The sequence below is a fragment of the Lyngbya sp. CCY1209 genome (genome assembly GCF_035615495.1).
Taxonomy (GTDB): Bacteria; Cyanobacteriota; Cyanobacteriia; order Cyanobacteriales; family Microcoleaceae; genus Limnospira.
This window is the reverse complement of the sequence record NZ_JAJENU010000210.1, coordinates 18,554-28,938: the sequence shown is the minus strand read 5'-3', so window position 1 is coordinate 28,938 and position 10,385 is coordinate 18,554. Positions and strand designations below refer to the sequence as shown.

Genomic DNA, 10,385 nt, shown 5'->3' with positions numbered 1-10,385 from the left:
GCCGTGTGAGGTGAAAGTCTCATGCACGGTTTTGAATGGGAGGGGGAGAAGGTGACTTCTCTCTCGACCCCTAATTGATATGCAAAAGATACAGAACCCCGAGGTGTCTGGGGTTGAGTATCAGCAAGGCGAATTGCAGGGCTACGAAGTCCGAGAATACCTTCTAGAGAAATGGGAACGGAAATGTTCATACTGTGGTGCTGAGAATGTACCGTTAGAAGTCGAGCATATTCTTGCCCGCTCAAAGGGTGGCTCCGACCGCGTTTCAAATCTTTGCCTTGCCTGCAAACCTTGCAACCAAGCGAAGGGAAATCAGGATGTTCGGGACTTTTTATCAGGCAAGCCTGATTTACTGAGTCGGGTTCTCAGGCAGGCAAAGTCACCGCTTAAAGATGCAGCAGCGGTTAATTCAACCCGCTGGGCATTGTTCCATGCACTGAAAGAGACTGGCTTACCAGTAGCCACCGGAACGGGTGGGCAAACCAAGTTCAACCGGACTCGGTTAGATCTGCCCAAAGCCCATTGGCTGGATGCCGCGTGCGTGGGGCAAGTTGATTCGTTAGACCTGTTGACCGCGAAGCCGTTGCTAATTGCGGCGAAGGGGCATGGAACACGCCAAATGTGCGGCACTAATAAATATGGGTTTCCGACCCGCCATCGGTCACGAGTGCAAATCCACAAAGGATTTCAGACGGGCGATATTGTCAAAGCAACCGTTACGACAGGAAAGAAAGTTGGTTCCTATGTGGGACGGGTTCTCTGTCGTGCATCAGGCAGTTTTGACATTGCCACGACTGCTGGAAGAGTGGCAGGCATCAGCCATAAATACTGCAAATCAATTCATAGAAAGGATGGTTATTCGTATGCCTGAAAGAGTCATAAGATTGACGGCGGCTAAAGCCGCACGTTCGTTTTTCCTCCCCCGGCTAAAGCACGGGGGCTTCCAAACGTATCGGAGGTTATCGTGAACGAGTCCGAAACCTGGGATTATGAAACCACGGTGAATCGGGTGGAATCGGCGATCGCGGCGATCGAGTCCGGTCAACTGTCTTTGGCAGAAGTGTTCGAGCAATTTTCCGTCGCCACGGAAGACCTGAAGCGGTGCGAAGCATTTTTAGATCGGGGACGGCATCTTCGCAATCTGTGGGTGGAATCGTTGGAGGAAGATGAGCCAGAATTTTGAATCCGAACCCCCGATCTGGGAATGGACGCAAACGTTGGACTGGGCCGCCGGAGAGGTCAAAGCCCTCAGTCTCAGTCCGGACGGTCGCTTTTTGGTGGCCGGCGGCGGACAGATCGGCATCTGGGAGATGCGGGACGGGCGATTTGAACCGAGCCTCGCCCTGTCCAAATTGCCCGGAACGGCCTCGGCGGCGGCGTTTTCCCCGGACGGCGAATGGGTGGCGGTGGGGTGCGATCGCCACATGGTGCTCGTCGATCTCCGGGAACGAAAAGCCCGGGTTTTGAGCCTGGAATCGAGCCTTTCCGTCTGTTCCGTGGCCGTGAGTCCCGACGGGCGAGAGTTGGCGGCGGGGTGTTCGGACGGGGCGATCGAACGCTGGGATCTGGCGGCGGAACAAACCCGCCCGCCCCTCGTCGCCCACCAGTTTCCCATCTGGTCCCTCGAATTTAGCCCGGACGGCGCGTTGCTGGCCAGCGGCAGCGGGGACGGTACGGTGGGACTTTGGGAGGTGGAAACCGACGCGAACCGGGCGATATTGTTGGGCCACACCTTGCCCGTCCTCTCCGTGGCGTTCCGCCCCGACGGCTTGATTCTGGCCAGCGGGGGGTGCGATCGCTTGATCCGCCTCTGGTGGCTGGAGTTGGGGCGGGAGTTGGCGACGTTGGAGGGGGCGTCCGCTTCGGTGGAGGCGATCGCATTCGCCCCCGACGGTCAGACCCTCGTCGCCGGATGTGGGGATGGCAGCATCAGCATTTGGCCCGTGGACGCCGAGTTGCAGGTGGGAGAACCCGTCGCACCCCTTCGCACCCTCGATCGCCATCCGGCCGGCATCAATTCCGTCGCCATCGCCCCAACTTGCCTCGTCAGCGGCGATCGGGCCGGGACGATCCGGGTCTGGCGGCGGAAATTTTAGATTTTAGATTCTTCCCATCTTGCCTTCCTCCGCCCCCCCGCATTCCCCCGATCACAGGTTAGGGCTAGAAAGCCCCGTCGCTGTCTTCGCGGGGATTGGTTACCCACAAATCTGGCGTAAACTGGGGGGGTCTGGTGTAAAAATCGGTGATCACCCCGATCGCGGGGTTTCCCACCTTGAGGAGATTGTTTATGATTGACCCCAAGCATCCCACCCGTACTCGGCTCGGATTTTTCAGCCTCCTATTCGGCATCGTCCTTCTGACCGGTGGCGCGATCGCCCGGGCGGGAGGCCCGCCCCCCCAACAGGGCAAACCCGCCATCCAGGAACCGGCGGGGAAGCCGGTGGAAGTGGAGGAAGGCGCCGAAGGTGCCACGCCGTCCGCTCCCGCGAGCCCATTCCAACCGGGCGATCGGCCCGTGGAAGATACGGAAGAACCGCCGCCCCAATTTCCCCTCCCCAGCGCCCGAGTTTCCCCCGTTAACGGTCGGGTCACGCTCCGGCTCGTCAATTCCACCAATACTGTCGTCGAATACCAAGTGGTGGGGGGGACGAGACAGCGGATACTCGGCCAACAGTCGGAAGCCGTCCTGGAGAGACTGCCGATTCCCCTCAACTTGACCTACCAGCGGGGGGATGCCGGGTTGCTGCTGGTGCGCCCCCGGGCGGTTGAGAACGGCGTTTTGGAAGTTCGGTTCGATGTCACCGACGATCTCGATTTCGATACCAAATCTCTGAATATCAACGAACAGGGGACCGTCTTTTTAAATTGATCCCCATCCCATCCTTGCTCCTCACCCCGTTGCGATCCGATCGCGCTTCAAGTCAACGCCGAAGCATTTTCCGCGTTTCCCTCGTCCGGTGCCGCCTCCGCCATCGCTTCGCCGAGATAAATGGCGCGAATGTCCCGCGGCAGGGTCGTCTCCAAAATCCGATATCCCCGCTCCAACAGCTCCCGCACCTCCCTCGGAGAAATAGCCTCCCCTTCGGCCTGCAGGTAGGCGGCGATGCGGGTTTCGCTCCAATGGAACGTCTGGGCCATCAGCACCGTCAACCGCAACAGCGGCTCCATCTGGTCCAACACCTGGCCGACGTAGCACCACAGGGGCGGCGGACTGTCCGGAAGGGAATAATGGATCGACTCCACCGGCGGCAGTTCGGAGCGGTTGATGCAGATGGCGCTGACGTTGATAATCCAATTTTGCAGGGTGGCGCCCCCGTCCGCCATCTCGGCTTCCCGCAGGTTCAACCCCCGCATTTCATAAAAGATGTGGCGCCAGGTGAGGGCGAATAAATAGTCCGCCTGCACGGGGGATTTCACCGAATGGCAGATCAGCGTATAGACGATCAGGGCATAGCGGCAGAAAATGACGGTAAAGTATCGACCCCGATCCGGATGATTTTGAAACAGGGTCAGCAATTCCTGGTCGGTATGGTGAGACAAGGATTTGACCAGGGGATGGTTGGATTCGGGAAGGTGAAGCGTCTGCACCTTAATTTAATACTCCGAATTTTAGACGGCTCGATCGAATTTCTGTCGAATCATAGCCGATCTGTGGGGACAGATCAAGCCGGGAAAGTCAAAAGTCAAAAGTCACGCATTCAAAAATTCCGGACTCTTCCCGCATCGGGAAATCTAAAATTAGGGCGCAAGCCAGGCGCCCCTACAATCTAAAATTCCCGACTCCCGACCCTCATCGCCGAGCATCTTCGACACCAACGGATTCCAACCGGATCGGTTGCAGCGTGGGCTCCGACGTCGGATTTGGGGTTATGATGGTCACGGCCAGGGGCAACCCCAAGAGCGTGACCCCAGCGAAAATTCGGCGTATCATCGATCGCATCTCCAATGTCAACGGGCGACCCTTCCATCCTGGCGCGATCGCCCGCCATTTTCCTTCCCCCAAAAGTCCCATTTTGATTCGGTTATGACCGTTTGGAAACCCCGCGATTCTCATCCTTCTTCCCGCGACGTTCGCGATGTCAAAACTCCGGCGATTCTCATCCTGCCGGCGAGTCTCTGGCTGGCGCTTTTTTTCCTGCTTCCCCTGGCGATCGTGCTCCTTTACAGCTTTTTACAGCGGGGCACCTACGGGGGCGTGATTTGGGCGTTCACCGCCGACAACTACCGCCGTTTGCTCAATCCGATCTATCTGGGAGTGTTTTGGCGATCGCTGCAATTGGCCGCGCTGACCACCGTCATTTGTCTGGCGATCGGCTATCCCCTCGCCTTCTTTATCGCCACCCGCCCCCCCCGCTGGCGAAACGTTTTATTGATCTTGGCGATACTGCCATTTTGGACGAATTTTCTGATCCGCACCTACGCCTGGATCGTCATTTTGCGAGATGAAGGCCTCATCAATACTCTCTGGCAAACCCTCCACCTCATCGACGAACCCCTCGATCTCTTATTCACACCCTTTGCTGTCACGGTGGGTTTAATTTACGGCTACCTCCCCTTCATGATTTTGCCCCTTTACGCAACCTTAGAACGGTTCGACTTTTCCCTCGTCGAAGCCGCCCAAGATTTGGGAGCCAACGACCTCCGCACCCTCCGGCGCGTGGTCTTTCCCCTGACGGTGCGGGGCATCGTCGCCGGCTCGATTTTAGTGTTTATTCCCGCTTTGGGGGCGTTTATCACCCCGGATATTTTGGGGGGTGCTAAAACGGTGATGGTGGGCAATGTGATCCAAAATCAATTCCTGCAGGCGCGGAACTGGCCCTTCGGTTCCGCGCTCTCAATTTTGTTGATGATTTTGGTGTTGATTCCGGTATCGATTTATTTTCGCCCAGCCGGTCTAAATCCCGATTCCGACTGATGGTTTCCGAGGCTCAAGATACTTGATGGTCGTCCCATTGCGGACATTCGGGGAGCGATCGCCCGCCCCAGTCGGGATGCACTTGCCCTTCGTAAATTTCCAGTTTCGAGGCGGGACTGTTGACCTGCCGCTCCAAGTATGATAAGGGCAGGACGACCGGCCAAAAGAGGGAGGCTATCCCCAACACTTGCCAGGAGGAGGCGTCGGTTTTTGCGGTGGAGCGATCGCGCCAAAATCCGCGAAACAAATAGGCAAAGGTCAAAATCGCGATCGCGACATATCCGCGTAACATCAGGTTAAAAACTAGCATTTTTTTCTCCAAAAATAGATTTTTGGTGACCGGACTGGACTGATGGTGAGAGTTCTCAATTGATCGTCCTCAGACGGGTCGATTCCGACGGTTCCGATCAATCGGTGAAGCGACGGGCGGGGCCGGCCTGTCATGACCGCCCCGGCTCCTCACTGATCAACTAGGTAGATGCGAAGACAATTATGCAACATTTGAATTACGCTATATTTTAAAAGATCAATTTTGAAACGGCAATCTCCCTTTTTTATGATCTGAAAAACAAATTGGCTCCCATCCTCCGCCCGCACCCCCCGGATGGGTGCGATCGCTTCCGTGGAGAATGTAGGCCCGGGAATCACTAAGGTAGATGAAACGCGGTATTTGCGCCCGATAAACCTGTTGAAACTCCGGTTTTTCTGCGAGGACGAGTGATTTCAATCTCTGTTGTGGGGCCTTTGACGGTTGGAGTCTGTGACGCCGGACACGGAGTGGGGATGAAAAAGTTGCCCCCGGCGGTGTTTCCAATTTGAGAGCTTCAAAAAATTGTACCGATCGCAGTAGGATGAAAGAACTATCCAGATTGGAAGCCATCCGATCGCCGGCATAAATTTGTATCAATTGTGACCAATCGTGACTTACTAATTCGTTCTGTCGGAAAAACCGGACTGTGGGCGAATGTCGCCCTCGGATTCGCGTTTTTGTACTTGCCCATCCTGATTTTGGTGGTCTATTCCTTCAACGCCTCCCGCTTCAACGCCGTCTGGACGGGATTCACCCTGGACTGGTATCGCAGTCTGTTCGGGGCGATGGCGGGGGAAACGGCGGATATCTCCACGGCGGGAGTCTGGGAAGCCTTATCCAACAGCCTGATCGTCGCGACGGTATCGAGTGCGATCGCCACCGTGTTGGGGACCGCCGTCGCCTTGGGACTCGAACGCCACCGCTTTCCGGGCGATCGCTTCCTGGAAGGATTGCTGTTTTTGCCGATCGTGATTCCGGAAATCACCCTGGGAATCTCCCTGCTGGTGTTTCTGACCCTGACATTTCGCATCGTCGAAAACCTGACCGGAATCCGCCTGACGTTGGGCCTGCCGTCCGTCATCGTCGGCCACGTCACGTTTAGCATTTCCTTCGTCGCCATCACCGTGCGATCGCGGGTCGCCGACCTCGACCCCAGTTTGGAAGAAGCCGCCCTGGACTTGGGGGCAAATCAGTGGAAAGCCTTCCGCCGCGTCACCCTCCCCCTGCTCTGGCCCGGGATTCTCAGTGCGAGCCTCCTGGCATTCACCCTCTCCCTGGACGATTTCGTGGTCACATTTTTTACCTCCGGCGTCGGATCCACCACCCTGCCGCTGTTCGTCTACGGGATGATCAAACTCTCAGTCACCCCCGCCATCAATGCCATTTCCACCTTGATGCTCTCGGTTTCCCTGATTCTGGTATTATCTTCCCTACAGTTCGGGGGAAGAATTGACAATTGACCATTGACCATTGACCATTGACAATTGACAATTGATCGTTGACAATTGATCATTAATTTTTTATCCTTCTGCTCCCGATTCTCCAAAACTGACTCCCTGGCAAACCGGATGTACCTGATCCGATTGATAACTGCTATATCGATAACAATAACAACCCATGATATCAGGTCCGCTCAAACAGTTATGATTCCTGCGTTTCGCCATCTTCTGAAGCAGCTTAAAACTTTTGCCGATTGCCGATTGCCGATTACCTCTTACCTCTTACCTCTTACCTCTTACCTCTTACCTATTGCCGATTGCCGATTGCCGATTGCCTTTTCTAGAACGATTGCGTAAGTATTAAAACGGACTTGATATGAAGCGACTATTGACATTGATCTTACTTTTTTTAATCGGTGCGATTCTGCCCTTTGGATGTACGGCCGGCAGTCCCGACGGTTCGCAGACGGGAAGCGGCGGCGACAAGGTTCTCAACCTCTATAACTGGTCCACCTACATCGACCCGGACGCGATCGCCCAATTTGAACAACAATACAATGTCAAAGTCAACTACGACACCTACGACAGCAACGAAAGTCTCTATGCCAAACTACAGGCCGGAAATCCGGGCTACGACGTAATTTTCCCGTCGGACTACATGGTTAAAATCATGATCGAACAAGGGATGTTGGAACCCGTCGATTTGTCGAAAATCACCAATCTCACCCATGTCGAACCACAATTTTTAAACCCCCCCTACGACCCCAAAAATCAATACAGCGTCCCCTATCAGTGGGTGACGTTGGGCCTCGGCTACAATTGGGACGAAACGGGTGCAGAAATCGACAGTTGGCAACAATTATTCGACCCGAAGTTTAAAGGCAAAGTTGCCCTTTTAGATGACATGAGACATACGATGGGGGCGATTTTGATGTATTTGGGATACGATCCCAATACCACCAACCCGGACGAAATTGCCGCCGCCCGAGATTTGATCATCGAAAATCGCGACAATATCGCCGCCTTTGTCCCCGACACCGGACAAACCTTGCTCAACCAGGGGGAAGTCAACCTGGCGATGGAATACAGCGGCGATATCTTCCAGGTGATGGCAGAAAACCCGAAATTGCGCTATTCTATCCCCAAAGAAGGGACGATCATCGGCATGGACAATATGGCGATCCCAAAAGATGCGCCTCACCCGGAGACGGCGACAGAGTTTATCAACTTTATTTTACAACCGGAAATCGGGGCAAAAATCTCCAATTTTATCAACTACGGTTCCCCCAACAAAACCGCGATCGCCCAAAAGTTAATCAAGCCGGAAAACCTAGAAAACCCCGCCATCTACCCGCCGCCGGAAGTCTTTGCAAAACTCAAATACCTGCAAGACGTCAAAGAGGCGACCCTCCTCTACGATGAAGCCTGGACGGAGGTTAAATTAGCCGTCGGCTCCTAAGTTCGCTGTCGAAATCAGATCAAGTCCGTTTTAATACTTACGCAATCGTTCTAGAAAAGGCAATCGGCAATCGGCAATCGGCAAAAGTTTGAAGCGGTTTCAGGAGGGACAAGGAAAACCGGGAATTCTAATGGTTTGAGCGGACATGATATCCAACCCACAATCAAAAATTATTAATTATTAATTGTTAATTTCATGAAAGATGCGGTCGAACTGGTCAATATTTGTAAATCCTTTCGGGGAGGGAAAAACCGAGAGGTGATGGCGGTTAATTCTGTTAATTTGCAGGTGCGGGAGGGGGAATTTTTTTCCCTCCTCGGGCCGTCCGGCTGCGGAAAAACCACCACGTTGCGAATGGTCGCGGGGTTTGAATTGCCCACCGGCGGGGAGATTTACATCCACGGCCAACCGATGCGCGATCGCCCCCCGTTTCACCGCCCGGTCAATACGGTCTTTCAAAATTATGCCCTATTTCCCCACCTCACGGTCCGGGAAAATGTCGCCTTCGGACTGGAGATGGAAAATCTGCCCTCCGCACAGATCCGCGATCGCGTGGCGAAGGTGCTGGATCTGGTACAATTGACCGAAATGGGCGATCGGCGTCCCCGCCAACTCTCCGGCGGACAACAGCAGCGGGTGGCTTTGGCCCGGGCTTTGGTAAAGGAGCCGGAAGTGCTACTATTTGACGAACCCCTCGGAGCCCTGGATCTGAAGTTGCGGAAACAGATGCAACTCGAACTCAAACAGATGCAGCAGCGGGTGGGAATTACGTTTATTTACGTCACCCACGACCAAGAAGAGGCGATGACCATGTCCGATCGCATCGCCGTCATGAACGGGGGAGAAGTGCTGCAGGTGGGCACTCCAGTGGAGATTTACGAGTATCCGAAAACCCGATTTGTCGCCGACTTTATCGGGGAGAGCAATTTTTTGACCGGACGGGTTGTGGATACGGACGAAGAGGGTGCGATCGTCCTCGTAGACGAACATTTACCCGTCCGAGTCGCCACCCCGGAAAATCTCTCCGTCGGACAGGTGGTGACGCTGACCATCCGGCCGGAAAAAGTCACCTTATATCCCGGAAATTACGCCAACATCGAAGGCTGGCCGGGAACCGTGGAAGAACGGATTTACATCGGAACCGACACCCGCTATCAGGTGAAATTGACGGAAAACTGCCGCCTCACCGTGCGACTCCAAAATTGGCACCGAGACGACATCGATCGCTATCAACTCCGTCAAAAAATCAAGGTTTTCGTACCCCCAGATAGCATCAATATATTGGGGAGTTGATTGTGTCAATTTGGGGGACTGAAAAGTTCCCTATTCCCTATTCCCGACTCCCGACTCCCGACTCCCTACTCCCTTCTCCGCCGCTGTGGCGAAGTAAACAAACCCATCATGGAACCGAGGAAGGCGCCGAAGATAAATCCTCCGGCGTGGGCCCAGTAGGCGACGCCGCCGACTTCTTCTCCGGTGGAAATTTGCAGGTTGAAACTGGCGACGCCGTTGACAAATTGGAGAATAAACCAGAAAACCAGAAAGAAAAAAGCCGGAATTCGGATGGGGATGGGGAGGGGAAAAAAGGGCAGGATTAAGAGTTTGGCGCGGGGAAATCGGATCAAATAGGCGCCCAAAACACCCGCGATCGCACCGCTGGCGCCGAGGGTGGGTATCACGGAAGTCGGGGAGAAAAACCCTTGGGCCAGGGCGGCGAGGACGCCGCAGGCGATGTAGAAAATCAAAAACTTAATGTGACCCAAACATTCCTCGACGTTGTTCCCGAAAATAGACAGGTACAACATATTTCCGGCGATGTGGCCGATGCCGCCGTGCAGGAATTGGGAGGTGATCAGCGTCAGCCAGACGGGGTTGTTGAAAGTTGACGCCGGGATGGTGGGGGGACAGGTATCGGTGAGGTGACAGGGGACGAAGGCCCAGGCGTGGAAGAATTGTTCGAGTTGTTCCGGTTGGGTGGCTACCACCACTTCGATCGCGAAGACGACGATATTGACGGCGATCAAAATTTTCGTGACCCACGGATCGATTTGGATGGGATTGTCGTCGTGGATGGGAACCACGGTCAAACACCTATTGTTGAAAAAGAATAGGCTCAACCATATCCCATCGGGGTCTATATGGCAAGGGCAAGGGGCGGAAAGAACTGACAATTGACAATTGATAATTGATAATTGTCGATTGTCACCTGTCGGAAACCGGGTTTTTTGGCGATCTGTTGCCGGACATATGATAATTTGGGGC

Annotated in this window: 10 protein-coding genes and 1 pseudogene; 8 read left to right on the top strand and 3 right to left on the bottom strand. The window is 54.5% G+C overall.

All coding sequences use genetic code 11. The features are described 5' to 3' along the window. Window positions 1–76: 76 nt before the first annotated feature. From iscB to LKE08_RS04165, 4 genes and pseudogenes are all read left to right on the top strand, one after another. Window positions 77–871: pseudogene (gene iscB / locus LKE08_RS04180) on the top strand (RNA-guided endonuclease IscB); the annotation flags it as partial. A 93-nt stretch (window positions 872–964) separates the two neighbouring features. After that, complete coding sequence (locus LKE08_RS04175) at window positions 965–1,183, top strand: exodeoxyribonuclease VII small subunit (protein ID WP_324702937.1); 219 nt, start codon at window positions 965–967, stop codon at window positions 1,181–1,183. Then, on the top strand, window positions 1,167–2,096 hold the full coding sequence (locus tag LKE08_RS04170) for a WD40 repeat domain-containing protein (RefSeq protein WP_324702936.1): 930 nt from the start codon (window positions 1,167–1,169) through the stop codon (window positions 2,094–2,096). The genes LKE08_RS04175 and LKE08_RS04170 overlap by 17 nt, the downstream gene beginning before the upstream one ends. Window positions 2,097–2,287: 191 nt before the next feature. Then, window positions 2,288–2,869, top strand: a complete 582-nt coding sequence (locus LKE08_RS04165; protein ID WP_324702935.1) for a hypothetical protein — start codon at window positions 2,288–2,290, stop codon at window positions 2,867–2,869. A 47-nt stretch (window positions 2,870–2,916) separates the two neighbouring features. Here the strand turns inward: LKE08_RS04165 and LKE08_RS04160 are convergent, their stop codons facing one another. Next, window positions 2,917–3,588, bottom strand: coding sequence for a sigma-70 family RNA polymerase sigma factor (locus LKE08_RS04160; protein ID WP_324702934.1), 672 nt, complete (start codon window positions 3,586–3,588; stop codon window positions 2,917–2,919). Between the two features lie 436 nt (window positions 3,589–4,024). Between LKE08_RS04160 and LKE08_RS04155 the strand changes: the two genes are divergently transcribed. Beyond that, window positions 4,025–4,915 carry an ABC transporter permease gene (locus tag LKE08_RS04155; protein WP_324702933.1) on the top strand — a complete coding sequence of 297 codons (891 nt, stop codon included), beginning with the start codon at window positions 4,025–4,027 and terminating at the stop codon, window positions 4,913–4,915. A gap of 13 nt (window positions 4,916–4,928) precedes the next feature. Here LKE08_RS04155 and LKE08_RS04150 read toward each other — a convergent pair whose 3' ends face one another. After that, window positions 4,929–5,225 (bottom strand): hypothetical protein, encoded by a 297-nt coding sequence (locus tag LKE08_RS04150; protein WP_324702932.1) that lies wholly within the window; start codon window positions 5,223–5,225, stop codon window positions 4,929–4,931. 599 nt (window positions 5,226–5,824) lie between these two features. Between LKE08_RS04150 and LKE08_RS04145 the strand changes: the two genes are divergently transcribed. The 3 genes from LKE08_RS04145 (at window position 5,825) to LKE08_RS04135 (ending at window position 9,416) form a co-directional block, all read left to right on the top strand. Further along, window positions 5,825–6,685 carry an ABC transporter permease gene (locus LKE08_RS04145; RefSeq protein ID WP_324702931.1) on the top strand — a complete coding sequence of 287 codons (861 nt, stop codon included), beginning with the start codon at window positions 5,825–5,827 and terminating at the stop codon, window positions 6,683–6,685. A gap of 355 nt (window positions 6,686–7,040) precedes the next feature. Next, window positions 7,041–8,123 (top strand): spermidine/putrescine ABC transporter substrate-binding protein, encoded by a 1,083-nt coding sequence (locus LKE08_RS04140; protein ID WP_324702930.1) that lies wholly within the window; start codon window positions 7,041–7,043, stop codon window positions 8,121–8,123. Between the two features lie 195 nt (window positions 8,124–8,318). Then, window positions 8,319–9,416, top strand: a complete 1,098-nt coding sequence (locus LKE08_RS04135) for an ABC transporter ATP-binding protein (protein WP_324702929.1) — start codon at window positions 8,319–8,321, stop codon at window positions 9,414–9,416. A 65-nt stretch (window positions 9,417–9,481) separates the two neighbouring features. Here LKE08_RS04135 and LKE08_RS04130 read toward each other — a convergent pair whose 3' ends face one another. After that, on the bottom strand, window positions 9,482–10,204 hold the full coding sequence (locus LKE08_RS04130; protein ID WP_324702928.1) for a rhomboid family intramembrane serine protease: 723 nt from the start codon (window positions 10,202–10,204) through the stop codon (window positions 9,482–9,484). Window positions 10,205–10,385: the final 181 nt, after the last annotated feature.

Coding starts and splice junctions, on each gene's coding strand:
- LKE08_RS04155 (WP_324702933.1), top strand. CDS start 4,025: ATGACCGTTTGGAAACCCCGCGATTCTCATCCTTCTTCCCGCGACGTT.
- LKE08_RS04135 (WP_324702929.1), top strand. CDS start 8,319: ATGAAAGATGCGGTCGAACTGGTCAATATTTGTAAATCCTTTCGGGGA.
- LKE08_RS04165 (WP_324702935.1), top strand. CDS start 2,288: ATGATTGACCCCAAGCATCCCACCCGTACTCGGCTCGGATTTTTCAGC.
- LKE08_RS04170 (WP_324702936.1), top strand. CDS start 1,167: ATGAGCCAGAATTTTGAATCCGAACCCCCGATCTGGGAATGGACGCAA.
- LKE08_RS04140 (WP_324702930.1), top strand. CDS start 7,041: ATGAAGCGACTATTGACATTGATCTTACTTTTTTTAATCGGTGCGATT.
- LKE08_RS04150 (WP_324702932.1), bottom strand. CDS start 5,225: ATGCTAGTTTTTAACCTGATGTTACGCGGATATGTCGCGATCGCGATT.